Here is a 22,587-nt window from a genome sequence, read left to right on the forward strand (position 1 = left end):
GGTTCCTTGCAGTGGTTACCCATTGGTCGGTGACGACCCTGGGTTCTTACACCCGGGCCCAGACCAGCAGCAGGTTGTTGGCGGGCAGGGCGTGGCGCGCTTGCAGGCGCAGGCCGGCACGCTCTGCCTCTTGGGCTACATCGGCCAACTGGCGAATGCCAAAACTGGGGTCGTGCGCGCGCAAGCTCAGGTCAAAGTCCAGGTTGCTCTGCGTGGGCACCACATCCGCTTCAAAGTAGGGGCCGTAGGTCACCAGAAAGCCACCGGGCGCCAGGTACTGCGCGGCACCGCGCATCAGTGCTGCGCAGGCAGCCCAGGGTGCGATGTGCAGCATGTTGATGCACAGCACCAGGTTGTAGGGAGCGGCTTGTGTGCTGCCTTCGGGAAACCACGGCTCCTTGCACACATCCAGCGCAACCGCAATCTCGATGTTGGCCAGGTCGGCCTCAGCGGCACGTACCTCGATGTTGTAAATCGCACCCCGGTGTACCTCGGTGGGCTGCCAAGTCCATTGCGGCAGGTGCTGCGCCAACCACACCACATGCTGTCCTGTGCCAGAGGCAATCTCCAGTGCGCGGCCGCTGGCGGGCAGCAGGCTCTGCAGCACCTCCAGGATGGGCTGCTTGTTGCGTTCGGCAGCAGGGCTGTGGTCGGGTTGCGCCATGGTCGATGCAGCGGCTTAGTGCGTCACAAACTCGTACGACACTTCTTCGCTCTCCACCATGTCCAGGATGTCGTTGAGCTCGTCTTCGCTCTCCGTGCTGCTCCAGGTGTCTTCAGGGTCGGCGGAGAACAGGGGTTCAATGGCGATATCCAAAAACTGGCCGTTGGGCAGGCTCAGTACCGGCGTGCCTTCAGACGTTTCTACCAGCGCCCAGTCGTCGGGAACGGACATTTCGAGTTTGATGGTGACATTGAGTTTTTTCATGGAGTGGTCCTTGTGGTGCCGTGTAAGTGAGGCGGCGAGGGTAACCCAGTTGGGTGACAGGGGACTCAGTTGGGGCTGATGTCTGCCGCCACCACGTCCTGTGGGTAGTATTTTTCAAAATAGGCGCGCAGGCTGCCGTCTTTCGAGGTTTTGAGCATCTGGCTGCTGAGCAGGTCCAAGTCTGAGGTGCTCAGAGTCTGCCGCGACAGGTAGGCCCCAACTTTGGAGCGCGGCAGCCCGGCCAGCGCGGTGTAGCGAAACTCGCCGGTCTGGATGCCCGCAGACGCGATTTGCAACGCCGAGTACAACAGCGTGGGCGGCAAGATGGTGAAGTCCACCCGGCCTATGCGCAGCATGCGGCCTATGGTCTCCAGGTCATTGACAAAATCCACCCGGTTCTCGGCCACCAGTTCGCGCACCAGAGCTTCGTACTCATCGCCCCAGCTGTAGCTGCGCACCAGCGCCGCACGCATGGTCGTTCTGACCAGCAAAGCGCGCACATCGCGCGGCACATTGGGCTGGCTGTGCAGGGTGATCAGGGAGGGGGTGAGATTCACCACATGGACAAACTGCGCCTTCTGGTCCCGCTCGGCATTTTGCGAGGCAGGTAGCAGCATGTCCGACTGGTTGGAGACAAACAGCATGGAATCGGCCCTGGCACGGGGCACCACCGGAAACTGGAACTGGCAGCCCGCCTTGCGCCCCACCTCGCGCAGCCAGTCGGGGTAGACGCCGGTCACCAAGTCGTCCGCCACCTTGACATTGAACCCCGTGGGCGCGGCCGGCACCACAATGGGCCGCGTGCAATTGGCCCAGGCTGATGGGCTGCAAAGGCACACAAACACCCATGCGCGCCAAGCGAGCCAGCTATGCCAGGAAACGGTTCCAACGTCCATGGAGCCACTATACACAGACCACCCGGTAGCGGTGGCGCCCCACCATCCCCACAGGCCTCAGACCGTCAGATGCGGCCCCAGCCGCTGGCTCACGGCCAACGCATCGGGCGCCGCAAACTCGGCGTTGTGCTGGTCGGTGAGGGGCCCGCCTCCGGGCTCCACGGCGCCGGTCGCGTCGTAGCCCACGGCCTTGAACTTCCATACCGCGCCTATGCGTTTGAGGTTGCCCACGTGCGCGCCACTGGGCAGGTGCACGCTGTGCACATTGGCGTTCACTTCTCTCAGAGTGAGTTCGGTCATGGCAGGTACCAGGCCTGGTTGGCAAACGGCTGGCCAAATTCAAATTTCTCGCCCAAACGCGGCGTTACCACCTGCACATCCGCGCCCTTGGCAGCGGCCAATGTGCGCTGCACGGGCTCGGCCCAGGCGTGGTAGGCCAGGTTGAAGGTGGCCCAGTGCACGGGCAGCAGCGTGGTGGCGCCCAGGTCTTGCACCGCCTGGATGGCCGATTCGGGGTTCATGTGAATGTCCATCCAGCTGTCGCCATAGGCGCCCACTTTCACCAGCGCCAGTTCAGGGGCGCCCAGCTTGGTCCGGATGGCCTTGAAGTGCTCGGCATAGCCCGTGTCGCCGCTGTAATAGGCCGAGTGGCTGGGACCTTTGACCAGCCATGACGCCCACAGCGTGGAGTTGTTCATGCTGGTACGGCCCGAGTAGTGGCGCGCCGGCGTGCACACAATCGTTACCCCCTTGATGCTGGTGTGTTCCCACCAGTCCATCTCGTGGATCTGTGCCGCGGGCACCTGCCAGCGTTCCAGGTGCGCGCCCACCCCCAGGCCTACATAAAAGTGGGTGCCGCCCCGCGCCAGGTGTTGGATGGTGGCCATGTCCAGGTGGTCGAAGTGGTCGTGCGAGATCACCACCGCATCGATGTTTTGCCACTGCTCCAGCGGCAGCGGTGCCGGGTGCAACCGCGCGGGCCCGGCAAACTGGAAGGGCGATGCGCGCTTGGAAAACACCGGGTCCGTGAGGATGCGCACGCCGTCCACCTCGATCAATGCGCTGGCATGGCCCAGCCACCAAGCGCGCAGGCCGGGCGCTGGGGGCTGGGCCAGGTCCTCGGCCCGCATTTTTTGCACTGGCACCTCAAACGTGGGCGCGCGCACCTCTTCGCCCATCAGGTCGTGCAGCTCGCGCAGGATGGACATGTTGCTGACATAGGGCGGCGTGTTTTCAAACCGGCCGTTGTGCCACTGGGGCGATGCCTGCATGCGCGCCAGCCGCGCGCCTTCGGCCACGCCACCAAAGCTGGGCAGTTGCAAGACCAACCAAGCGGCCACCCCCAGCGCGAGCACCCATAGCAGCAGGCCTTTGATCCGCTTTTTCCAGCGTGTCATGTGTCTCCCTTTTGTTTGATAACCCTGGCCCACTGTTGTTATTAGGGTAAACCCTTGTGTCAAGACTAGGGTTTACCCTATACTGCACTGCAACACGACAGTGTTTTTACAGGAGAACCCTATGGCCAGCACTACTTTGAACGCACTTTCTTTACCCAAGAATGAGCAACCCACCGTGGGCGCGTCGCTTCGGGAGCTGCTGGCAGCAGGCCAACATCTGGCCGCTGCCATCTGGCACACCGCTTTTGCCCCCGCTAAGGCGCAATCGACCGCCAAAACCGCCTTTGAAGAAGCCGAAGCACTGCGCTCCTTCGCCGCGAACCTCCAGCGTACCGACCCCGATTTCGCCCGCGACCTGTTCGCCGCAGCCGACCGCCACGAAGGCGTCTAAGCCCAGCCCAGCGCCGCTACCGGCGGCAAGTCCTGGCTCACACAGTCCCAGTGCTCGCCCGCATCGGCGCTGACCCACAAGCCTCCTGTGGTGGACGACATGGCGAGTGTGCGCCCATCGGGGGCCAGCTCTAGGCTGTGGCGGTAGACCAGATGGTAGGCGTGGCTCTGGGGCAGGCCCGCGCCGAAGGTCTTGAACGTCGCACCGCCATCGTCAGTCCGGTTCACCACCATTTTGCCGTCCACCGCGTAGCGGTGTGTATCGGCCTTGGCGGGCACGAACCATGCGCGCTGCGGGTCCTGCGGATCGCAGGCCACGGCAAACCCAAACTCTGAAGGCTGCGGCGCAGCAATGCGCGTCCAGCGTTGCCCGCCGTTGCTGGACCGGTAAATCCCGCAGTGGTGCTGCACCCACAGCACATCTGGCTGGGCCGCACACTGCACCATGCGGTGCGGGTCCTGCGTGTTCTGGTCGTCCGCGCTGTCTGCGGGCAGGTAGTCCGCCGTCATGCCAGCGGCCGTCAGCGCCCAGGTGGCACCACCATCCTGCGTTTGCCACACACCGCCGCACGAGATGGCCACCGTGATGTGTTGGGCATCACGCGGGTCCACCAAGACCGAGTGCATGCCCGGAAAATCATTACCGCCACCAAACCAGCCGGGGCGGCGTGGGTCTTCCCACAGGGCGGTGTTCAGCGCCCAACTCAGCCCACCATCTTCCGATTTGAACAAGCCGGCCGGCATGCAACCTGCCCACAGCGTGCCCGGCTGTGCGGCGCTGCCGGGCGCCAGGGCCCAGACCAAGTCCACATTCCAGGGCGTGGGGTCGGCGGCCAGTGGGCCGTCTTTGGGTTTGGGTGGGAAGGCGGGCGCGGCAATGTCGGCCCAGGTGGTGCCCTGGTCGGTGCTCTTGCGCAGCTTCACGCCAAAGTGGCCCATGCGCAGCGCGGCGTACCAGTGGCCATTGCGCGGGTCGGCCAGCACCTGCGTGACCGGGTCACCCGCAAAGTGGTGGCCCACCACCGCCCATTGCGTGCCCTGGCTGCGCACCACAAACAAGCCTTTGCGGCTGGCTACCAAGAGGGTTTGCATCATGAAGTCTCCATGGTAGTGCTGGGGGAAGCTAGCCGCCGCTCAGGGCCTGAATCACCAGCACGCTGTCGCCGTTGGCGATGGGTTGGCTGAGGTCTTCGCGGTTTGCCGCCAGGGTCTGGTTCACAAACACGGCCACGTGCTTGCGCACGTTGCCCTGGTCGTCAAACACATAGTGGCCCAACTCGGGAGCGGCCACCAGGGCCGCATCCAGCACCGCGCGCAAGCTGCCCGCAGCGACTTGCTGCGGCGCGCACTCCACGTGGCGCCGCAAGCTGGACGCAAACTCCACCTTCACCATGGCATCCCCCTGTTGATACGCTGCAGTATTGCAACCGCAGCGGCAATTGGCAATACGGGGATGCGCTGGTGGGCTTACAGCGTCGGGTAGTCCGTATAGCCCTTGGCGCCGGGGCTGTAGAAGGTGCTTTGGTCTGGTGTGTTCAGCGGCGCTTTGGTTTGGATGCGAGCCGGCAGGTCGGGGTTGGCCAGGAAGGAGGTGCCAAAGGCCACGGCGTCCAGCGTGCCGGCTGCAATGGCGGCCTCGGCTTCTTCAGCGGTGTAGCCCATATTTCCCACGATCACGCCCTTGAACTTTTCGCGTGCCACGGTCAGCACATCGCCCTTTTGGGCGCCGAAGAAGTCGGCGCGCATGACGTGCAGGTAGGCCAGGTTGAACGCGTTGAGCTTCTCAGCCAGGAAGGTGATCAGCGCAATCGGGTCGCCGTCCTTCATGCTGTTGTAGCTGTTCAGCGGCGACAGGCGCAGGCCAACCTTGTCCGCGCCAATCGCGGCGGTCACCGCAGTCAGCACTTCAAACAGGAAGCGTGCGCGGTTTTCCAGCGAACCGCCGTAGCCGTCGGTGCGTTGGTTGGGTGTGTCGCGCAGGAATTGGTCGATCAGATAACCATTGGCACCATGCACTTCCACACCGTCAAAGCCTGCGGCAATGGCGTTCTTGGCGCCTTGCGCGTAGGCCGCCACGATGGCGGGAATCTCTTCTGCCGTCAAAGCCTGCGGCACGGCGTTTGGCACCTTGCCATTGGGGGTGTGGGTTTCGCCGTCAATGGCGATGGCAGCGGAAGAAACGGTGGGCACACCGCCGTTGATGTCCGGATGAGCGGCGCGGCCGGCGTGCCAGATTTGCATGAAGATGCGGCCGCCCTTGGCGTGCACAGCCTCGGTCACTTTTTTCCAAGCGGTGATCTGTGCGTCGTTGTAAATGCCAGGCTCATTGATGAAGGCGGAGGTGCCAGGTGCCACCATGGTGCACTCGGTGATCAGCAGGCCGCCTGTGGCGCGCTGTGCGTAGTACTCGGCCATCAGCGCGTTGGGCATGTGGCCGGCGTCGGCGCGCGTGCGCGTCAGCGGGGCCAGCAGGATACGGTTGGGGAGGGTGAGGGCGCCGAGTTTCAGGGGATTGAATAGCATGGTGTGGAACGTGAGTGGGTGAAAGGGAAACGGAAGGTACCAGCCGCGGAATATTCGGACTCCGGGCGGGTTACTGCAAAGTGATGTATTAGCAAGTGAGAGATCGGAGATGCTGCGTTTTAGCGCGGTGTGTGCTGCTGCACCCAGCGCACGATGTCGGCGGCGCCCATGGCACCCGCTTGGCGCGCCACCTCGCGGCCGTTCACAAACAGCGCCAGCGTGGGGATGCTGCGAATCTGGTACCGCGCGCCCAGCGCCTGGTGCGCCTCGGTGTCTACCTTGGCTACGCGCACGCGCGGCTCCAGTTGCGCTGCGGCATGCACATAGTGCGGCGCCATCTGGCGGCAGGGGCCGCACCACGGCGCCCAAAAGTCCACCAGCAGGGGAATCTGGTTGCGCTGCAGGTGCTTGTCAAAGGTCGGCACATCCAGGTCTACGGGCTTGCCGGTGAACAGGGGCTGCTTGCAGCTGCCGCAGTCGGGCGCGCTGCCCAGCTGGTCGGCGCGCAAGCGGTTGGTGGTGTGGCAGTGGGGGCAGACGATGTGCAGGGCTTCGCTCATGGCATGCAGATAGTGACACTGGGGCGGAATGCAAGGGCTGTACGATGGCGCACATACCGGGAGGGATCGCTATGGCCACCAACACCAACCAAAAGCTTGCCGTGCTCATTGACGCCGACAACGCGCAGGCCTCCGTGATTCAGGAGTTGCTGGCCGAGGTGTCGCGCTATGGCACGGCCACCATCAAGCGCGCCTATGGTGACTGGACCACTACCAACCTCAAGGGCTGGAAAGAGGTGCTTCACACCATGGCGATTCAGCCCATCCAGCAGTTCAGCTACACCAGCGGCAAAAACGCGACCGACTCGGCCCTCATCATCGACGCGATGGATGTGCTGCACGCTGGCGGTGTGGACGGGTTTTGCCTGGTCAGCAGTGACAGTGACTTCACGCGCCTGGCCACCCGCATCCGCGAGGCGGGGCTGGTGGTGTACGGGTTTGGCGAGCGCAAAACACCCGAACCCTTTGTGGCCGCGTGCGACAAGTTCATCTACACCGAAATTTTGCGCAACGAGCCCGAAGAGGCCAAGCCGGGCCATGAGCCGGTGGCCGAGCTGCCCAAGCTCAAACCCATGCTGCTCAACGCGTTGAAAGCCACGGTGCGCGAAGACGGCTGGACCACGCTGTCCGCCCTGGGCAGCCAGATCACCCGCAGCAACCCCGCTTTTGACCCGCGCAACTATGGCGTGTCCAAGCTGGGCGAGTTGATTCGCCAGCAGGCTGCCTACCTGGAGGTCAAAGAGGTGAAGTCGGGCGAGGGCGACTCGGTGCAGACGCACCTGCACATACGGCGCAAGGCCGCGGCTAAGGGCTAGCAAAGAAGAAAAAACCGTCGCGCGAGGCGTCGGTCTGGTGGTCAAAGTATTTGTTTTGCCAGTTGTCTGTCTCGCTCAAGTCGCCCCAGGCCTGGTCCAGCTTGTTGTCGCGCGCCAGCTGGGAGAGCTTGTAGCGCCAGGAGAAGTGGTTGGTCACGTCCAGCACATGGGCCGCATAGGCCTGGGCCAGCCGCTGGTGGCCGCGCACGATGACCAGGTTCTCGTCGTTCTGGTAGCTGGCTTTGTAGCCCAGGTTGTGGCTGCCGGTCACCACCACGCAGTGGGGGCTGAAGGGGTCGATGACGATGATCTTGTCGTGGATCACCGCATGGCCCAGCTTGTACATCTCCTTCTCCCAGTAGCCAAAGTCGTCCGGTACGCCGGCCACACCAGACACCAGCACATCGGGTGCGGCCGTGCCGCTGCGCTTGGTGATGAAGGTGGCGAACTGGCCCACGGGCGCTGGGTCGGTAATGGCGCCACGCACATAAAACGGTGTGCCGTCCTCCTGCATCTGCACGGCTTTGTCGTGCACCGCTTCCAGAAAGCTGGGCTTGCCGGGATTGAACGCCAAAAACAGCACGCCCTGCTTGGCCGCGCGTATCAGCGCAAACACCTGGTCCAGATCGGGCGGGGGCGTGTCGGCGTCTTTGGTCTTGGCCGCCGTGTTGGGTGCAAACCAGACTGAGACGCTGCCGGAGTCCAGCGCCGCGTCTACCGCGCCACCGCCACACCACGTGCGTAGCCCGTGGCCCTGGGCCGGGTGTTCGGCGGCATCTTGCACCAGCCAGTCCCAATAGTCCCGGTAGCCTGTGGCCACCGTGGGGTTGCGGATGATGAGTGCATTGTTGGTTTGCGAGCACAGACCCGTGGAGGTCCAGTTGGTGCTGCCGGTCAATACCTCTTGTGGGCCATTCGCATCGGACCACACCACAAACTTGTTGTGGCCGATGGCGCTGGAGGGCACAAACCGGTCAGTCACCGGCACGCTGGCCGCATGCAGGGCCTTGCGCGTGGCGGCGTTGGTGCCGTCCAAGATCTTGCGCGTGTGCTTCTTGCCCTCGGCGTCTGTGTATTCCTCCGACGTGTCGGCGTTGGCCAGGCACAGCGCCAGTTGGTCGCTGGTCCCCAGCACGGTGATGGCATCTACCAACTGCGCGTCGGTAAGCTCATACAGCGCCAGGTGGCAAAAACCACCCTGGGCCTGGGCCTTGTGCAGCAGCGAGAGCACGCCCTTGTCGAGTACATCGCCACTCAGCAGCTTGCGGATGGGGCTGCCCACCTTGGCGATCTCGCCACGCAGCGCAGTGGCGATGTTGTCGTAGTGACCATCGGCCACCAGTGCGTTGATTTTCTTGGTGACGGCTTGCGTTGAAATCAGCCCCACGTTGAAGTACGCCGCCACATCGCCATAGTCCCCACCGATCGTCACCGGGTTGGACTGCAGCGCAAGGCTGGGGTGGGGCGTGAGCGCATCCACGTCCGGCCCCATCATGGGCACCACCTGATAGCGGTACGTGCCCGGTGCGGCGAACACGTCTTTCCATTGGAACGATTGCACCGGCCATACATCGGTGGTCTTGCGCAGGCGTGGCTGGCCCGGAACACCGGGAGCAAAGCCGACAAAGGCGGGCAAGGCGGTAACGCGACCATCGGCGCTGATGCGCCGCACCGAGAAACCCAGACAACCCGGCACCTTGTGCTCCAGTTGCCAGAAGATGTAGGCAATGTCGTTGTTGGCGAGCGCCAGGCATGCGTCGGACATGGTTGTCTCCCTGTGGTGTATGTCCCCATTGAAGGCAAAGTCGGGCGCCGCCGCATTGGTGAAAGCACTAGCGTTTTAGGCCCCGCCGTGTCATGCCCTTGCCATACAGCTGGTCTAGCGTCTTCAGGCTATGGTGTTGCCACAGTCCGTCTGTGGGCCAACGCACAGATGGCATCGGGTTTAGCGCGCACTGTTGTGGTGCTTCGTCACTCCGGCGTTGTCTGGAGACTCCTATGCCTATTGCCGCGCAACCGTTGACCGACGACGACGGTCCCCTGTCTCCCTGGTGGATGCGCGCGGTGCTCATCGTCATGGCGATTGGGTTCTCGGGGCTGATCGCCATCACCACCTTCGCTTACCGCAACGCGCCGCCCGTGCCTGAGCAGGTGCTGGACGCGCAGGGCAGCACCGTGTTCACCGGTGATGACGTGCGCGAGGGCCAGACGGTGTTCCTCAAATACGGGCTGATGGCCAACGGCAGCATTTGGGGGCACGGCGCCTACCTGGGGCCAGACTTCTCGGCCGACGCCCTGCACCGCCTGGGCCAGCACACCGCAGAGGCCGTTGCGCAGCAGCGCTTCAAGCAAACCTTTGCCAGCCTGAACCCGGTGGAGCAAGCCGCGGTCACCGGCGAGGCGGCCGCCACGCTGAAGACCAACCGCTATGACGCCACCACCCAGACCCTGCGCTTCTCTCCCGCAGAATCTGCGGCCTATCAGGAGCAAATCAGCCACTTGGGTGGTTACTTTCACACCCCCGCGCGCAATGGCGGCCTCAAGCCCGACCTGATCACCGACCCCACCGAGCTGCGCCAGTTCGCCGCCTTTGTGACCTGGGCTGCGTGGGCCTCGGTCGCCCAGCGGCCGGGCGAAACCTATTCGTACACCAACAACTTCCCGTATGACCCCAGCGTAGGCAATCTGCCCACCTCGGGTGCGCTGCTGTGGAGTGCGCTGAGCCTGACCGTGTTGCTGGCCGGCATTGCGGTGGTGCTGATGGCGTTTGGCAAGTTTGATTTTCTGGGCTGGATCAGCCACGAGCCCCGCAAACGTCTATTTCTCATGCCCGGTGGTGCCAGCGCGGGCCAAAAGGCGCTGCTGAAATTCTTTGTGGTGGTGGCTGTGCTGCTGCTGGCGCAAACCCTGGTGGGCGGCGCCGTGGCGCACTACCGTGCAGACCCGGGCAGCTTCTACGGCTTTCAGCTGGAGAAAGTTTTCCCCAGCAACCTGCTGCGCACCTGGCATCTGCAAACCGCCATCTTCTGGATTGCCACCGCCTATGTAGCGGCGGCGCTGTTTCTGGGCCGTACGCTGCGCAGTGATGAGCCCGGCTGGCTGGCGCCGTGTACGCATGTGCTGTTTGTGGCGTTTGCGCTGGTGATTGGCGGCAGCCTGCTGGGCGAGTGGCTCGGCATTGCGCAACTGCTGGGCCAGTGGTGGTTCTGGCTGGGCAACCAGGGCTGGGAATACCTGGAGCTGGGCCGCGTGTGGCAGTACCTGCTGGTGGGTGGCCTGTTCGCCTGGTTCGCGATGGTCTTCACGCTGGTGCGCTCCGGCTCGCTGACCGACGCGGCCGTCAAACCTATTGTCAAAATGTTTCTGGTGGCGGCGTTGGCTATCCCCGTGTTCTATGTGCCTGCCTTGTTCATCGGTGCCAAATCCAACTACACCGTGGTCGACACGTGGCGCTTCTGGATCATTCACTTGTGGGTGGAGGGCTTCTTTGAATTCTTTGCCACCACCATCGTCGCGCTGACCTTTTACCAACTGGGCCTGACCCGCCGCAACGTGGCGCTGCGCGTGATCTACCTCGATGCAATTCTGTATTTTCTGGGTGGGCTGATGGGCACGGGCCACCACTGGTATTTCACTGGCCAGTCCAACGCCACCATGGCAGTGTCGGCCCTCTTCTCGGCGCTGGAGGTGGTGCCGCTCACGCTGCTGACCCTGGACGCCTGGGATTTCATCCGCACCACGCGCGGCGACCGCGATGCCGATGGCGCCCCGGTGGTGGTACCGCACAAGTGGACGTTCTACTTCTTGATGGCGGTGGGCTTCTGGAATTTCGTCGGCGCGGGCATGCTGGGCTTTTTGCTGAACCTGCCCATCGTCAGCTACTACGAGGTTGGCACCTTGCTGACGCCGGCCCACGGGCACGCGGCGCTGATGGGCGTATTCGGCATGTTGGCCATCGCGCTGATGGTGTTTGTCATCCGCCAGTGCAGCGAAGACGCTGTGTGGGCGGGGCTGGAGCGATACATCCACCTCGCCTTCTGGGGCACCAACATTGGCTTGGCGATGATGGTGGGCTTGAGCCTGTTCCCCGGTGGCGTGCTGCAGGTGTGGGATGTGCTGCAAAACGGCTACTGGCACGCCCGCAGCCTGGACTTCATTGGCACCGAGCGCGCGCACTTCATCGAGTGGATGCGCATGCCGGGTGATGTGGTGTTTATCGTCTTTGGCGCGGTGCCGCTGGTCATTGCGTCGCTCAAGGCCTACTGGGGCATGCGCTTTGCTCCGGCACAGCGGCTTTAAACGGGCCCCACCATGTACGTCACCGTCTACAGCACCCGCCTCTACGACCGCCAAGCGCTGGAGCGCGCACACGGCTATGCGGACCACAGCTTCAGCTTTCTGGAAGCGCGGCTCGACGCCAGCACCGTGGCCACCGCTGCGGGCGCGGATGCCGTGTGTGCGTTTGTCAACGACCAGTTGGACCGCAAGGTGCTGCAAGGCCTAAAGAGCTTGGGCGTGCGTTTGGTGGTGTTGCGCTGCGCCGGCTTCAACCAGGTGGACCTGGTGGCCGCGCAAGAGCTGGGTATCGCCGTGGGCCGCGTGCCCGAGTATTCGCCGCATGCCGTGGCCGAGCACACGCTGGCCCTGCTGCTGACGCTGAACCGCAAAATTCACCGCGCCCATGCCCGCGTGCGCGAAGGCAACTTTGCGCTGGATGGCCTGCTGGGCTTTGACGTGCATGGCCGCACGATTGGCGTGGTGGGCACAGGCCGCATTGGTGAAACCTTTTGCCAATTGATGACCGGCTTTGGCTGCACGCTGCTCGCAGCCGACCCCACGCCCAACCCGGCCTGCGTGGCGATGGGCGTGCAATATGTGCCCCTGCCCGAACTGCTGGCGCGCAGCGATGTGGTCAGCCTGCACTGCCCGCTAACGCCGCAAACCCACCACCTGATCAACGCCGCTGCCTTTGCTGGCATGAAGCGCGGCGCCATGCTGCTCAACACCAGCCGCGGCGCGGTGGTGGACACACAGGCCGCCATTGCCGCACTCAAGGCCGGCACGCTGGGCAGCCTGGGGCTGGACGTGTATGAGGAGGAGGGCGGCCTGTTCTTCCGCGACCTCTCTGGTGCGGGCATTCAGGACGATGTGTTTGCCCGCCTGCTGACCTTCCCCAACGTGGTGGTGACCGGCCACCAGGGCTTCTTTACCGAGGAGGCACTGGCGGCCATTGCCAGCACCACGCTGGCCAATCTGGATGCCTTTGCGGCAACCGGCCAGCCTAGGTACCCGGTTACTCCTTAGCCTCGGCATCCAGCGCAATACTTTTTTCGCGCACGTACTGTTTGAACTGCGTGATTGGCATCGCCGTGAGGCCGTGGGCGCCGTTGTCTTCGGTCCAGCTCAGCGTCGCGCTGTCGGGCTGCAGGTCAACCTCCACGTCGCCTTTGGGAATCAACAGCGGTGCGCCGTCGCCGGGCCGGTAGGTGACGGTGCCGCGGATGGTGGCGTGTTGGCTCATAGTGGTCTCCTAAAGCTTCATTACATGCCCCGTGCGCGCCGCTGTCTGTCAGACAACTGCCCGTCTGCGTGTTGCGCAACGTTGCAGCTGTAGCCGGATGTAAGCACACATTGATGCATGAAATAGGCCTCTAGCCCCCGTGGAATATGCGCTAGCAGCTCCTAAAAGCGTAGCAATCTATCGCCCTGTACGATGCTGCACCTATGAGCAGCACCCACTTCTATCCCCTAGGTACCCCCGGCCAAGCCTGGGGCCCCGCAGAGCGCGCCCAGTGGCGCGCACGCCAGGTGCGGCAGCGCAGCTATGCGGACGATGTGCTGATGGCCGTGGAGCGTTTGCGCAACCGTTTTGACGTCGAGACCTATGGCGAGGTGGTGTATGCAGACGCGCAGCACGCAGCAGAAGCATTCCCACTCCTGGCCATCCGCAGCCGGCAGTGGAATAGTGCCCTGCCCACGGTGCTGGTGACGGGCGGTGTGCATGGCTACGAGACCAGCGGCGTGCACGGCGCACTGCGCTTCGTGGATGCGCATGCGGCGGACTACGCAGGCCGTGCGAACCTGCTGGTCGCGCCGTGCGTGAGCCCCTGGGCCTACGAGCGCATCCAGCGCTGGAACTTTGACGCGCTGGACCCCAACCGCAACTTCCGCGCGGGCAGCCCCGCGCAAGAGTCTGCGGCGCTGATGCGGCTGATTGCGCCACTGCACGGCCAGTTTGCCGCCCACGTTGACCTGCACGAGACCACCGACACCGACGAGAGCGAGTACCGCCCCGCCGTGGCCGCGCGCGATGGCATGCCGTTTGAGCCCGCCACCATCCCCGATGGCTTCTACCTGGTGGACGACACCGCCAACCCCCAGCCCGCGTTTCAGGCGGCCATCATCCAGGCCGTGCAGCGCGTCACCCACATCGCCCCGGCCGATGCACATGGCGGCATCATCGGCTCGCCACTGGTGGCGCACGGTGTCATCCACTACGCGATGCAAGAGCTGGGCCTCTGTGCCGGCATCACCGGCGCGCGCTACACCAGCACCACCGAGGTCTATCCCGACAGCCCGCGCGCTACGCCGGAGCAATGCATTGCCGCGCAGGTGGCGGCGGTGTGTGCGGGGGTGGAGTTTGTGCTGGCCTAGCGCAGCTTCAACGTAGCCAGCCCCGTCACCCCAGCCTCAATCTCCCCCGGCTGCAGCGCAGCAAATCCCAGCAACCAGCCATCCACCGCACCGGGGCGGCTGTGCAGGGCGCTCAGGCTGGGGGTGGCGATGCCGCGCTCGGCGGCCTGGCGGGTTAGTGTGGCCTCGCTGCCCGGTGGCAGGGTCACGCTGATCTGCAGGCCGCCGGTGCTGTTCAGTGGTTGGGCCCAGGGCAGCTTGCGCGCTACAAGGTCCAGCAGCAGGTCGCGCCGGCTGCGGTAGAGCTGGCGCATCAGCCGCAGGTGCGCCGCAAAGTGGCCGTGGGCCATGAAGTCCGCCGTCACCGCCTGCGCCAGCTGGGCCACGTGGCCGTCGTACACGCTGCGCGCGGTAACCAGCGGTTGCACCAGTGCCTCAGGCAGCACGGCGTAGGCCATGCGCAATGATGGAAACAGCGTTTTGGAAAACGTGCCGATGTAGACCACGCGCCCGCCGGTGTCCAGCCCCTGCAGGCTGGGCGTGGGGCGGCCGTCGTACAGAAACTCGCTGTCGTAGTCGTCCTCCACGATCCAGCAGCCCTGGCGCTGCGCGTAGTCCACCAGCGCCATGCGCCGCTGCAGGCTCAGCGTGCCGCCCGTGGGGTACTGGTGCGAGGGCGTGAGGTACATGAGCCTTGGCGCGGGCAGGCTGAAGTCGGGCACCAGGCCTTGCGCGTCCACTGGCAGCGGCACCAGCTGCGCGCCACTGGCGGCAAAGGCCGTGCGCGCGCCGCGGTAGCCCGGGTCTTCCAGCCACACGCGGTCGCCCGGGTCCAGCAGCAGCGTGGCCAGTAGCTGCAGCGCCTGCTGCGAGCTGGTCAGCACCAACACCTGCGCCGCGCTGCAGCGCACCCCGCGTGAGCTGACCAGGTACTGCGCAATCGCCTCGCGCAAGTCTTCTCGGCCCTGTGGGTCGCCATAGCGCATCAGCGCCTCGGGCGCGTGGCGCAGGCGTTTGTTGGTCAGTTGGCGCCACAGCGCGTGCGGAAATGCGCGCAGGTCCGGGCTGCCCGCGGCAAAGGCCTGCAGCTGCAGCGGCTCCATGCAGCCGCCCGTGTCCACCATGCCCTGGCCGCGCTGCGACAACACGGCCTGCGGTACCAGCGCTGCGGCCTTGCTGCGCCGCCTGGGCGCCACGGGTGCCGTGCTGGCCTGCACCGCTACAAAGCTGCCATGGCCCGTGCGCCGCTCCACATAGCCCTCGGCCTCCAGCTGCCCGTAGGCCGCCTCCACCGTCACGCGGGACAGCGCCAGGTCGTGTGCCAACACGCGCGTGGCGGGCAGGCGCGCGCCCTGGCTCAGCGTGCCGTTGCGCATGGCGTCGCGCAGGGCCGCGCACAAGCGCTCACGCAGGCCCAGGCCGGGGCGGGCTGTGGCATCCATCAGGCCCATCCACAGGCTGGGTTGCGCAGTTTTCATTGGTCTTATGTAGATTAATAAATTGGTATCAATGATAAGTCCACTGGTTTTTACACTGCCTGCATGGCCACCAGGCTTTTTGTTGTCACCACCACCCGGAGAACCCCACCATGACCACCCCCGTTGCCTCCCAAGTGCTTGCCTTCCCACCCGCCAGTGCCGGCCAGACGGCCGACTACATGCTGCACAAGCTCAGCTTCCACGCCGATGCGTGGGACGTGGCCGAAGACCTGCGCAACGGCATTGCGGCGCTGGTCGTCATCGACACCCGGTCTGAGGCCCTCCACGCCCAGGGCCATGTGCCCGGCGCGGTCAGCTTTCCGCACCGCCTGATGGACGCGCAGAGCACCGCCGCGCTGGACCGCAGCAAGGTCTACGTCACCTACTGCGACGGCATTGGCTGCAACGGCTCCACCAAGGGCGCCTACAAGCTGGCCAAGCTCGGCTTCACCGTGAAAGAAATGCTGGGCGGGCTGGACTTTTGGGTGCGCGACGGCCAACCCGTGGCCACTGGCAGCGCGCCCGGCGCCATGCCCGCGGACGCCCCTGCCATCGAGTGCGCGTGCTGATCGACAGCGCAGCCCTGCAGGTGGTGCGCGCGGCCACGCCGGCCGACGCCACCGTGCTGGCGCCCCTGTGCGCGGCCCACGCCGCGTACGAGCGCATGCCCTACAGCGCGGTGGGGCATGTGCAGCGCCTGCAGGCCGCGCTGGCCAGCGGTCAACTGCGCGCGTGGCTGCTGGAGCAGGGCGGCAGCGCCCTGGGCTACGCCAGCGTCACGCTGGACTTTGCCACCCTGAGTGGTGAGCGCTACGCGCACCTGGACTGCCTGTACCTCACCCCCGCCGCGCGCAATCAGGGCGGTGGCGTGGCGCTGATGAACGCGGTGCAGGCCTATGCGCGCGGGCAGGGCAGCAGCACGCTGCAATGGCAAACCCCCGCCTGGAACCACGGCGCCATGCGCTTCTACGCCCGCCTGGGCGCCCGGGCCTACGCCAAGCAGCGCTACACGCTGGCGCTGGACATCAACCCCGATCCAGATCCCGCACCAGCGTCTTCACCTTGGTGGTGATGATGTCCACCGCGGGGCCGTTGGCGCCGTGGGGCAGGATCACGTCGGCGTAGCGCTTGGTGGGTTCGATGAACTGTTTGTGCATGGGGCGCACGGTTTCCAGGTACTGGTTGATCACGCTCTCAGCGCTGCGGGCGCGCTCGGCCATGTCGCGCTGCAGGCGGCGGATGAAGCGCACATCGGCTGCCGTGTCCACAAACACCTTGAGCGACATCATCTTGCGCAGGTCCGCATCAAACAGCGCAAACAGGCCTTCAATCACGATCACCGGTGCGGGCTTCACGGTGATGGTTTTGCTGGCGCGGTTGTCCGCTGAAAAATCGTAGGTCGGCATTTCAATCGACTCGCCGCGGCGTAGCGCCTGCACGTGCTGCACCATCAGCGGCCAGTCAAACGCCTCGGGGTGGTCGTAATTGGTTTTGCGCCGCTCTTCGGGCGACATGTGAGTTTGGTCGCAGTAGTAGTCGTCTTGAATCACCACCGTCACCAGTTCCGGCCCGATGGAGGCCAGCACCTCGCGCGTCACGGTCGACTTGCCGCTGCCACTGCCGCCTGCGACGCCGATCACGAAAGGTTTGTTGTTGGTTTTGCTCATGGTGATCTCCGGTTCCAGGCTGACAAAAGGGCGTGATCTTACAAGCCCGCCGCTCAGCGCCTGCGGCACACGCAGGCGTATATTGGCACGATGCAGCCCAACCACAATGTCCACCACCGCAGCGACCTGGTTCGCATCGCCACCCACGCCATGTCGGAGCGCGGCCTGCAGCCCGAATTCTCCCCCGCGGTAGAGCGCCAACTGGCCGGCATCACGGCCACGGGCACCAGCGCCGACCCCGCCATCCACGACCTCACCACCTTGCTGTGGTGCTCCATCGACAACGACGATTCGATGGACCTGGACCAGCTCACCGTGTCCGAAGCCCTGCCCCAGGGGAGTGTGCGCCTGTGGGTGGCCATTGCCGATGTGGATGCCCTGGTGCCGCGCGACACCCCCATCGACCAGCACGCCAGCACCAACACCACCTCGGTCTACACCTCGGCGCGTATTTTTCCCATGCTGCCCGAGCGCTTGTCCACCGACCTGACCTCGCTCAACCCCCACCAGGACCGCCTGGCCATGGTGACCGAGATGGTGTTCCACTCCGACGGCTCGCTCGCCGGCTCCACCGTGTACCGCGCCCGGGTGCGCAACCAAGCCAAGCTGGCGTATGACGCCGTCAGCGCCTGGCTCGACGGCATGGGCGACTTGCCCGCCGCAGCGGCTGCCGTGCCCGGCATGGACGCGCAACTGCTCACGCAAGACGCACTCGCCCAGCAGCTGCGCACACGCCGCCATGGCGAGGGCTCCCTGGAGTTTGAAAGCTTTCAGCCTCGCGTGGTGTTTGACGGCGAACGCGTGTCCGACATCCGTCTGCAAGCGCACAACCGCGCCCGCCAGCTGATCGAAGAAGTGATGATTGCCACCAACACCTGCACCGCGCGCTACCTGGCGGGGCAGGGCGTGGCGTCCCTGCGCCGCGTGGTGCGCTCGCCCGAGCGCTGGCTGCGCATCGTGGCCGTGGCCAAGGAATATGGCGAGGTCTTGCCCGATGAGGCCGATTCCAAAGCGCTGGAAGATTTTCTGGCCAAGCGCCGCCGGGAAGATCCGCTGCGCTTTCCCGATCTGTCGCTGGTCATCGTCAAGCTCATGGGGCGGGGCGAATACGTGCTGGAGACTCCCGGTGGCCCGCCCGTGGGGCACTTTGGCCTGGCGGTGAGCGACTACACCCACTCCACCGCGCCCAACCGGCGCTTCCCCGACCTCATTACCGCGCGCCTGCTCAAGGCCACGCTGGCGAAGGAGCCGCAGCCGTATTCGAATGCCGAGCTGGCCGCGCTGGCCACGCACTGCACCCGCCAGGAAGACGCGGCGCAAAAGGTGGAGCGCCAGATGCGCAAGTCCGAGGCCGCACTGCTGCTGGAGTCGCGCATCGGCCAGCGCTTTGACGCCATCGTCACCGGCAACGCGGCCGACGGCATGTGGGTGCGCCTGCTGAACCCGCCCGCCGAGGGCAAGCTGCTACGCGGCGCCAGCGCGCTGAAGGTGGGGGACAAGGTGCGCGTGAAGCTGTTGGCCACCAATGTGGAGCGCGGGTTTATTGACTTTGAGGCGGGGTAGTAGGGTGGGCGGCTCCGTATTGCTGGGAGCGGCGGTGGGTGCTACAGTAAATTTTGGGCAAGGGCGCGCGAAGGTACTTGAATGGACATAGCAATGCAACACGACAGTACGACGTCCTCCACTTCAGGCAGATCTTCCAACGAGGCCGTGCACTCCACCCGTCACATGAACATCCGGCACACGGACCGGTTGCTGGCTACGGCGCAGATGCTGCTCTCCAATCGGGACCCGGACGTATCCTCGCAGCAAGACACCCTTGCCGTGATCGCCGATCTGATCCACGCGGCTACGCATGACGTGCTGACCGGCCTGCCCATACGCAGCCTGCTGCTCAGCAAACTCGAACACGAGCTTGCACAAACTGCCGCAGGTGACGAGCAAGTCGCCGTGCTCTTTGTCGATCTGGATAACTTCAAGCTGGTGAACGACTCCCTGGGCCACGACAGCGGTGACGAGCTGCTGTGCGAGGTCGCCCGGCGCATCAGCGACTGCCTGGGCGGCGTGGGGGGGGCGGGCGAGGGCGGTATCGTCAGCCGCATTGGCGGGGACGAATTTGTGATCTTGTATCCCCATGCCGTGAACGGGTCGGAAGACACACTGGCAGCCCGAATGCTTACCGCCGTGGCCGAGCCGCTCTACATTGGGGGCAGAGAGGTCGTCACCTCCGCCAGCATTGGTGTGGCCAGCTGCGCACTGGGCGCGCAGACCGCAGAGCAGCTGCTGCGCGACGCGGACACCGCGCTGTATGCCGCCAAGGCGCGTGGCCGCAATCGCATGGTGCGCTTCAACCAGGAGTTGCACGCACGCGCGTCCCGGCGCATGCAGATCGAGTCGGACCTTCGCATTGCCCTGCGCGAGAAGCAGTTGTATGTGCACTACCAGCCGCAAGTCAGCCTGGTGACCGGGCAACTCGTTGGCGTGGAGGCGCTGGCGCGCTGGCGGCACCCCGCGCATGGAATGATGTCGCCCGCGGAGTTCATCCCCATTGCCGAAGACAGCCGGCTCATCGGCGAGCTGGGGCGCCAGGTGTTGCGCTCCGCGTGCCAGCAACTGGCCGAGTGGTCTGCGGCTCTGCCCGGGCGCCCGCTCTCGATGACCGTCAATGTGTCGCCGCGCCAGCTGGGCGACCCCGGCTTCATCGCCGAAGTGCAGACCATCCTCCAAGAGACGGGTGTTAACTCTGCCTCGCTGTGCCTGGAGCTGACCGAGAGCGCGCTGACGAATTCCGAGACTGAAATCATCGCAACGCTCAACCAACTGCACCAGATGGGCATTTACGTGGCGATTGACGACTTCGGCACCGAGTATTCCTCGCTGGCCCGGCTGCGCGACTTGCCCATCGAGGTGCTGAAGATCGACCGTTCCTTCATCGACGGCTTGCCCACCGAGCCTGGCGACACGGCCATCGTGTCGTCCATCCTCAGCCTGGCCTTTGCCACCGGCAAGCATGTGATCGCCGAGGGTATCGAGCGCATAGAGCAGGCGCTGGCGCTGCGCAGCATGGGCTGCCATGTGGCGCAGGGCTACCTGTTCTCCGTGCCCGTAGACGCTGCGCTGATCCTGCCCATGATGGACCGCCCGCTGTGGCGGGTCCCCCCGAGCTGGGGCATGCAGTCCGCCGCGGTAGCGCCTGACAGCCTGACCCGCCGCGCGCACCGCACCTTCATTGAAGAGTTTTTGGACCACATTGGTGTGCCCATGGGGCCGAAGGCGGGCGCTGCACCATGATGTTGCTCATCATCGGCATTGGCAACCTCCTGGTCGGTATGGCCTACGTGGGCCTGGGCCTGCTCAGCGCGTGGGAGGCCGCCACCCAATACCGCTACCGCGGCCTTTCGCGTTTTGGCCTGGGGTTTTCGCTCATGGCGGCAAGCTGTGGCCCCCACCACCTGATGCATGGCTGGTGCGTGCTCCAGGGCGGCGCCGTGACCACCCCCATGCTGCTGGTCACGCTGACGGGGCTACCCGCCGGTGTGGTGTTCTGCTGGCTGCGTGCCGAAGCCATGCTGCAGGGGCGGGGAGACCGCACCGTGGCGGTCAACGGGTCCGTGATGGCCGCCGCAGTCATCGCGGTGTTGATTGCGGTGAGTGCGGTCGCCGGTTGGGCCATGGCTTCGCCGCCAGTGCCGTCCGCCGTCATCTGCTCCACGCAAGGCATTCAAAACGGCCCCACACTGGTGCTGCTCAGCAACATCTTTGTGACCTTCACGTACGGCATGGTGGGGTGGTACCTGGTGGACACGCAGATACGCCGCTATGTCTCCACCCATTCCTGGTCGCTGTCAGGCTTGGCGCTGGCTGCCGTGTTTCCGTCTTGCGCCGCCATGCACCTCATCCTGGCGCTGACCAGCAGTGCGGACACCAGCACCTTGCTCTTCGACCTGATCGGCGTGCCCGCGTCGGTGTATTTCCTGTGGGTGGTCAAGCAACTGCACGCAGACTCCGCCATCGACTGGAACCGCCGCCCCCTTGCAGGCTTGGCGGCCACGCCCCATCGCTCGTCACCCTGGAGCGAAGCGGCTACGACGGAGCGGTGATGGTCCTCTAGCTCACAGGCACTATGCGGCGTAAAGACCGCAGCTTTTGCCATAACACAGCTTTGGGCATTTGCATGGACATGACTTTCATGCAGCGCTCCAGCCAACCCGCACGGTGTTGCAAGCGGTCGATAGCCTTGCCCAAGTCGCGTGCCACCGTGGCACCGTAGGCCTGCTCCGCCTTAGTGAGTGCGGCGCGCAGTTCGGGCAGGGGCAGCTCCATCATGGCCAGGTCAATCACGTCGCGGCTGAACACACCGTCATCGGCCTGTCGATCCGAGTTGGCAAGGAGTTTGGATGTTGCTAAATCCAGCGTGATCAGCGTGGGCACACCACAGAGGGTGTCGCTGGCACCAGGTGTTTCCAGCGTAATGCGTGCTTCGCGCACGATTTCAAACTTGATGCTGTGGCCATCCATTTGAACCTGTGTGCGAATGCCATATTGGTCTGCACGTATCTCGCGCAGTGCCACCAATGGCGCTGCGTTGGGGTGTGTGATGGCTGCCAGGCCAGTGGGGTTTGTCAGCAGTTGCCGCAGCTCCCGGTAGCCTGCGGCGTCCGACACCAAAAAGTCTATGTCCACCGATTCACGGTATTCACCATGGCGCAAGGCAATGCAGGTACCACCCCCGAAATAGCAACTGTGCGCAAGCAGCGTGGCACCGTTCAAGGCGCTCAACACATGGGCCACGCGCTGGTGGTGCGGGCGTTCAAACTGCATGGCTAAAGGCTAGGCGCAGGGCCTGCAGCAGTGCTTGCTCGTCTGCGGACATGGCTGGCACATCCAAGTGGCGGGCGTTGCGTTCGTAAATATCCAGTGCCTCTGTGGGCGTCAGTGTGTCGGTGCCGTGCACCTGCCAAGCCAACGCACGCAGTTGCGGGTAATCCGACAGCGACACGCGCGCCGGAATCCACCCTGTGCGATCTGGCTGCGCTGCAGTGTGCTTGCTCTCGTCGGCGGTGATGACGGTCTGCAGAGACATCCCTAACGCCGCCAGCGCGTTGGACCACGCGCCCATGGTTACGGACGGCTCCCCCTTTTCTATGCGGTGCAACGTGACCCGCGACATCCCCGCTGCCTCGGCAGTCAGGGTCGCGTTCAGGCGCAGCGCCTTGCGCCGGGCGCGTATCTGCGCGCCCAATGCCTGCAATGGGGCTATATCGTTGTCGCCTGATTGGGTGGATAGGTTCGTCATAGTG

General features: G+C 64.7%; 25 protein-coding genes. 10 read left to right on the forward strand and 15 right to left on the reverse strand.

The window, feature by feature from the left end:
- Nucleotides 1-46: 46 nt before the first annotated feature.
- The 5 genes from AC097R_RS08170 to AC097R_RS08190 all read right to left on the reverse strand — a co-directional run bounded on the left by AC097R_RS08170 (nt 47) and on the right by AC097R_RS08190 (nt 3,221).
- On the reverse strand, nt 47-664 hold the full coding sequence (locus AC097R_RS08170; RefSeq protein WP_479597530.1) for a DUF938 domain-containing protein: 618 nt from the start codon (nt 662-664) through the stop codon (nt 47-49).
- Between the two features lie 15 nt (nt 665-679).
- Nucleotides 680-928: a hypothetical protein gene (locus AC097R_RS08175; protein ID WP_310344033.1), complete on the reverse strand. Its 249-nt coding sequence runs from the start codon at nt 926-928 to the stop codon at nt 680-682.
- 65 nt (nt 929-993) lie between these two features.
- Nucleotides 994-1,824, reverse strand: a complete 831-nt coding sequence (locus tag AC097R_RS08180; RefSeq protein ID WP_479597534.1) for a substrate-binding periplasmic protein — start codon at nt 1,822-1,824, stop codon at nt 994-996.
- A gap of 57 nt (nt 1,825-1,881) precedes the next feature.
- Complete coding sequence (locus AC097R_RS08185) at nt 1,882-2,124, reverse strand: hypothetical protein (protein WP_479597537.1); 243 nt, start codon at nt 2,122-2,124, stop codon at nt 1,882-1,884.
- The gene (locus AC097R_RS08190; RefSeq protein ID WP_479597541.1) at nt 2,121-3,221 is read right to left on the reverse strand and encodes an MBL fold metallo-hydrolase; all 1,101 of its coding nucleotides are present in this window, start codon (nt 3,219-3,221) and stop codon (nt 2,121-2,123) included. Before AC097R_RS08190 ends, AC097R_RS08185 begins: the two co-directional genes overlap by 4 nt.
- A 121-nt stretch (nt 3,222-3,342) precedes the next feature.
- Between AC097R_RS08190 and AC097R_RS08195 the strand changes: the two genes are divergently transcribed.
- Nucleotides 3,343-3,612, forward strand: coding sequence for a hypothetical protein (locus AC097R_RS08195; RefSeq protein ID WP_479597545.1), 270 nt, complete (start codon nt 3,343-3,345; stop codon nt 3,610-3,612).
- Here the strand turns inward: AC097R_RS08195 and AC097R_RS08200 are convergent.
- The 4 genes from AC097R_RS08200 to trxC form a co-directional block, all read right to left on the reverse strand.
- Complete coding sequence (locus AC097R_RS08200) at nt 3,609-4,706, reverse strand: WD40/YVTN/BNR-like repeat-containing protein (RefSeq protein ID WP_479597548.1); 1,098 nt, start codon at nt 4,704-4,706, stop codon at nt 3,609-3,611. The genes AC097R_RS08195 and AC097R_RS08200 overlap by 4 nt on opposite strands.
- Before the next feature lie 28 nt (nt 4,707-4,734).
- On the reverse strand, nt 4,735-5,004 hold the full coding sequence (locus AC097R_RS08205; protein WP_479597552.1) for a MoaD/ThiS family protein: 270 nt from the start codon (nt 5,002-5,004) through the stop codon (nt 4,735-4,737).
- A 74-nt stretch (nt 5,005-5,078) separates the two neighbouring features.
- Nucleotides 5,079-6,134: an alkene reductase gene (locus AC097R_RS08210; protein ID WP_479597555.1), complete on the reverse strand. Its 1,056-nt coding sequence runs from the start codon at nt 6,132-6,134 to the stop codon at nt 5,079-5,081.
- Between the two features lie 119 nt (nt 6,135-6,253).
- Nucleotides 6,254-6,694: a thioredoxin TrxC gene (trxC, locus tag AC097R_RS08215; protein WP_479597557.1), complete on the reverse strand. Its 441-nt coding sequence runs from the start codon at nt 6,692-6,694 to the stop codon at nt 6,254-6,256.
- A 71-nt stretch (nt 6,695-6,765) separates the two neighbouring features.
- Between trxC and AC097R_RS08220 the strand changes: the two genes are divergently transcribed.
- Entirely contained in the window at nt 6,766-7,509 is a 744-nt protein-coding gene (locus AC097R_RS08220; protein ID WP_479597559.1) for an NYN domain-containing protein, read from the forward strand.
- Here the strand turns inward: AC097R_RS08220 and AC097R_RS08225 are convergent.
- Entirely contained in the window at nt 7,499-9,274 is a 1,776-nt protein-coding gene (locus AC097R_RS08225) for a phospholipase D-like domain-containing protein (RefSeq protein ID WP_479597562.1), read from the reverse strand. The two genes, AC097R_RS08220 and AC097R_RS08225, sit on opposite strands and share 11 nt — an antisense overlap.
- A 233-nt stretch (nt 9,275-9,507) precedes the next feature.
- Here AC097R_RS08225 and AC097R_RS08230 point away from each other — a divergent pair, with 233 nt between their 5' ends.
- Together AC097R_RS08230 and AC097R_RS08235 are read left to right on the forward strand one after the other, a co-directional pair.
- The gene (locus tag AC097R_RS08230) at nt 9,508-11,808 is read left to right on the forward strand and encodes a nitric-oxide reductase large subunit (RefSeq protein ID WP_479597564.1); all 2,301 of its coding nucleotides are present in this window, start codon (nt 9,508-9,510) and stop codon (nt 11,806-11,808) included.
- Nucleotides 11,809-11,820: 12 nt separating this feature from the next.
- A complete protein-coding gene (locus tag AC097R_RS08235; protein WP_479597568.1) occupies nt 11,821-12,813 on the forward strand; it encodes a 2-hydroxyacid dehydrogenase in 993 nt (330 codons plus the stop codon).
- Here the strand turns inward: AC097R_RS08235 and AC097R_RS08240 are convergent.
- Complete coding sequence (locus AC097R_RS08240) at nt 12,803-13,030, reverse strand: hypothetical protein (protein WP_479597571.1); 228 nt, start codon at nt 13,028-13,030, stop codon at nt 12,803-12,805. The genes AC097R_RS08235 and AC097R_RS08240 overlap by 11 nt on opposite strands.
- Nucleotides 13,031-13,233: 203 nt before the next feature.
- On the opposite strand from AC097R_RS08240, the gene AC097R_RS08245 reads away from it, so the two are divergent.
- Nucleotides 13,234-14,163 (forward strand): M14 family metallopeptidase, encoded by a 930-nt coding sequence (locus AC097R_RS08245; protein WP_479597574.1) that lies wholly within the window; start codon nt 13,234-13,236, stop codon nt 14,161-14,163.
- Here the strand turns inward: AC097R_RS08245 and pdxR are convergent.
- Nucleotides 14,160-15,620, reverse strand: coding sequence for a MocR-like pyridoxine biosynthesis transcription factor PdxR (gene pdxR / locus AC097R_RS08250; RefSeq protein ID WP_479597577.1), 1,461 nt, complete (start codon nt 15,618-15,620; stop codon nt 14,160-14,162). The two genes, AC097R_RS08245 and pdxR, sit on opposite strands and share 4 nt — an antisense overlap.
- A 110-nt stretch (nt 15,621-15,730) precedes the next feature.
- On the opposite strand from pdxR, the gene AC097R_RS08255 reads away from it, so the two are divergent.
- Nucleotides 15,731-16,189 (forward strand): rhodanese-like domain-containing protein, encoded by a 459-nt coding sequence (locus AC097R_RS08255; RefSeq protein ID WP_479597580.1) that lies wholly within the window; start codon nt 15,731-15,733, stop codon nt 16,187-16,189.
- The gene (locus AC097R_RS08260; protein ID WP_479597583.1) at nt 16,183-16,692 is read left to right on the forward strand and encodes an N-acetyltransferase family protein; all 510 of its coding nucleotides are present in this window, start codon (nt 16,183-16,185) and stop codon (nt 16,690-16,692) included. The genes AC097R_RS08255 and AC097R_RS08260 overlap by 7 nt, the downstream gene beginning before the upstream one ends.
- Here AC097R_RS08260 and udk read toward each other — a convergent pair.
- A complete protein-coding gene (gene udk / locus AC097R_RS08265; protein WP_479597587.1) occupies nt 16,646-17,287 on the reverse strand; it encodes a uridine kinase in 642 nt (213 codons plus the stop codon). The two genes, AC097R_RS08260 and udk, sit on opposite strands and share 47 nt — an antisense overlap.
- A gap of 90 nt (nt 17,288-17,377) precedes the next feature.
- On the opposite strand from udk, the gene AC097R_RS08270 reads away from it, so the two are divergent.
- The 3 genes from AC097R_RS08270 to AC097R_RS08280 all read left to right on the forward strand — a co-directional run bounded on the left by AC097R_RS08270 (nt 17,378) and on the right by AC097R_RS08280 (nt 21,387).
- Nucleotides 17,378-18,850: an RNB domain-containing ribonuclease gene (locus AC097R_RS08270; protein WP_479597591.1), complete on the forward strand. Its 1,473-nt coding sequence runs from the start codon at nt 17,378-17,380 to the stop codon at nt 18,848-18,850.
- Nucleotides 18,851-19,015: 165 nt separating this feature from the next.
- Nucleotides 19,016-20,578 carry a putative bifunctional diguanylate cyclase/phosphodiesterase gene (locus AC097R_RS08275; RefSeq protein WP_479597595.1) on the forward strand — a complete coding sequence of 521 codons (1,563 nt, stop codon included), beginning with the start codon at nt 19,016-19,018 and terminating at the stop codon, nt 20,576-20,578.
- Entirely contained in the window at nt 20,575-21,387 is an 813-nt protein-coding gene (locus AC097R_RS08280) for a hypothetical protein (protein WP_479597598.1), read from the forward strand. Before AC097R_RS08275 ends, AC097R_RS08280 begins: the two co-directional genes overlap by 4 nt.
- A gap of 7 nt (nt 21,388-21,394) precedes the next feature.
- Here AC097R_RS08280 and AC097R_RS08285 read toward each other — a convergent pair whose 3' ends face one another.
- On the reverse strand, nt 21,395-22,108 hold the full coding sequence (locus tag AC097R_RS08285; RefSeq protein WP_479597601.1) for a nucleotidyl transferase AbiEii/AbiGii toxin family protein: 714 nt from the start codon (nt 22,106-22,108) through the stop codon (nt 21,395-21,397).
- Nucleotides 22,098-22,583 carry a helix-turn-helix domain-containing protein gene (locus AC097R_RS08290; protein WP_479597604.1) on the reverse strand — a complete coding sequence of 162 codons (486 nt, stop codon included), beginning with the start codon at nt 22,581-22,583 and terminating at the stop codon, nt 22,098-22,100. The genes AC097R_RS08285 and AC097R_RS08290 overlap by 11 nt, the downstream gene beginning before the upstream one ends.
- Nucleotides 22,584-22,587: the final 4 nt, after the last annotated feature.

The organism is Rhodoferax sp. ZS1R25 (assembly GCF_056521335.1).

What these genes read in the sequence shown, in the direction of transcription:
- AC097R_RS08170 (WP_479597530.1), bottom strand. Translation starts at nt 664, where the DNA reads ATGGCGCAACCCGACCACAGCCCTGCTGCCGAACGCAACAAGCAGCCC.
- AC097R_RS08175 (WP_310344033.1), bottom strand. Translation starts at nt 928, where the DNA reads ATGAAAAAACTCAATGTCACCATCAAACTCGAAATGTCCGTTCCCGAC.
- AC097R_RS08180 (WP_479597534.1), bottom strand. Translation starts at nt 1,824, where the DNA reads ATGGACGTTGGAACCGTTTCCTGGCATAGCTGGCTCGCTTGGCGCGCA.
- AC097R_RS08185 (WP_479597537.1), bottom strand. Translation starts at nt 2,124, where the DNA reads ATGACCGAACTCACTCTGAGAGAAGTGAACGCCAATGTGCACAGCGTG.
- AC097R_RS08190 (WP_479597541.1), bottom strand. Translation starts at nt 3,221, where the DNA reads ATGACACGCTGGAAAAAGCGGATCAAAGGCCTGCTGCTATGGGTGCTC.
- AC097R_RS08195 (WP_479597545.1), top strand. Translation starts at nt 3,343, where the DNA reads ATGGCCAGCACTACTTTGAACGCACTTTCTTTACCCAAGAATGAGCAA.
- AC097R_RS08200 (WP_479597548.1), bottom strand. Translation starts at nt 4,706, where the DNA reads ATGATGCAAACCCTCTTGGTAGCCAGCCGCAAAGGCTTGTTTGTGGTG.
- AC097R_RS08205 (WP_479597552.1), bottom strand. Translation starts at nt 5,004, where the DNA reads ATGGTGAAGGTGGAGTTTGCGTCCAGCTTGCGGCGCCACGTGGAGTGC.
- AC097R_RS08210 (WP_479597555.1), bottom strand. Translation starts at nt 6,134, where the DNA reads ATGCTATTCAATCCCCTGAAACTCGGCGCCCTCACCCTCCCCAACCGT.
- trxC (WP_479597557.1), bottom strand. Translation starts at nt 6,694, where the DNA reads ATGAGCGAAGCCCTGCACATCGTCTGCCCCCACTGCCACACCACCAAC.
- AC097R_RS08220 (WP_479597559.1), top strand. Translation starts at nt 6,766, where the DNA reads ATGGCCACCAACACCAACCAAAAGCTTGCCGTGCTCATTGACGCCGAC.
- AC097R_RS08225 (WP_479597562.1), bottom strand. Translation starts at nt 9,274, where the DNA reads ATGTCCGACGCATGCCTGGCGCTCGCCAACAACGACATTGCCTACATC.
- AC097R_RS08230 (WP_479597564.1), top strand. Translation starts at nt 9,508, where the DNA reads ATGCCTATTGCCGCGCAACCGTTGACCGACGACGACGGTCCCCTGTCT.
- AC097R_RS08235 (WP_479597568.1), top strand. Translation starts at nt 11,821, where the DNA reads ATGTACGTCACCGTCTACAGCACCCGCCTCTACGACCGCCAAGCGCTG.
- AC097R_RS08240 (WP_479597571.1), bottom strand. Translation starts at nt 13,030, where the DNA reads ATGAGCCAACACGCCACCATCCGCGGCACCGTCACCTACCGGCCCGGC.
- AC097R_RS08245 (WP_479597574.1), top strand. Translation starts at nt 13,234, where the DNA reads ATGAGCAGCACCCACTTCTATCCCCTAGGTACCCCCGGCCAAGCCTGG.
- pdxR (WP_479597577.1), bottom strand. Translation starts at nt 15,620, where the DNA reads ATGAAAACTGCGCAACCCAGCCTGTGGATGGGCCTGATGGATGCCACA.
- AC097R_RS08255 (WP_479597580.1), top strand. Translation starts at nt 15,731, where the DNA reads ATGACCACCCCCGTTGCCTCCCAAGTGCTTGCCTTCCCACCCGCCAGT.
- udk (WP_479597587.1), bottom strand. Translation starts at nt 17,287, where the DNA reads ATGAGCAAAACCAACAACAAACCTTTCGTGATCGGCGTCGCAGGCGGC.
- AC097R_RS08270 (WP_479597591.1), top strand. Translation starts at nt 17,378, where the DNA reads ATGCAGCCCAACCACAATGTCCACCACCGCAGCGACCTGGTTCGCATC.
- AC097R_RS08275 (WP_479597595.1), top strand. Translation starts at nt 19,016, where the DNA reads ATGAACATCCGGCACACGGACCGGTTGCTGGCTACGGCGCAGATGCTG.
- AC097R_RS08280 (WP_479597598.1), top strand. Translation starts at nt 20,575, where the DNA reads ATGATGTTGCTCATCATCGGCATTGGCAACCTCCTGGTCGGTATGGCC.
- AC097R_RS08285 (WP_479597601.1), bottom strand. Translation starts at nt 22,108, where the DNA reads ATGCAGTTTGAACGCCCGCACCACCAGCGCGTGGCCCATGTGTTGAGC.
- AC097R_RS08290 (WP_479597604.1), bottom strand. Translation starts at nt 22,583, where the DNA reads ATGACGAACCTATCCACCCAATCAGGCGACAACGATATAGCCCCATTG.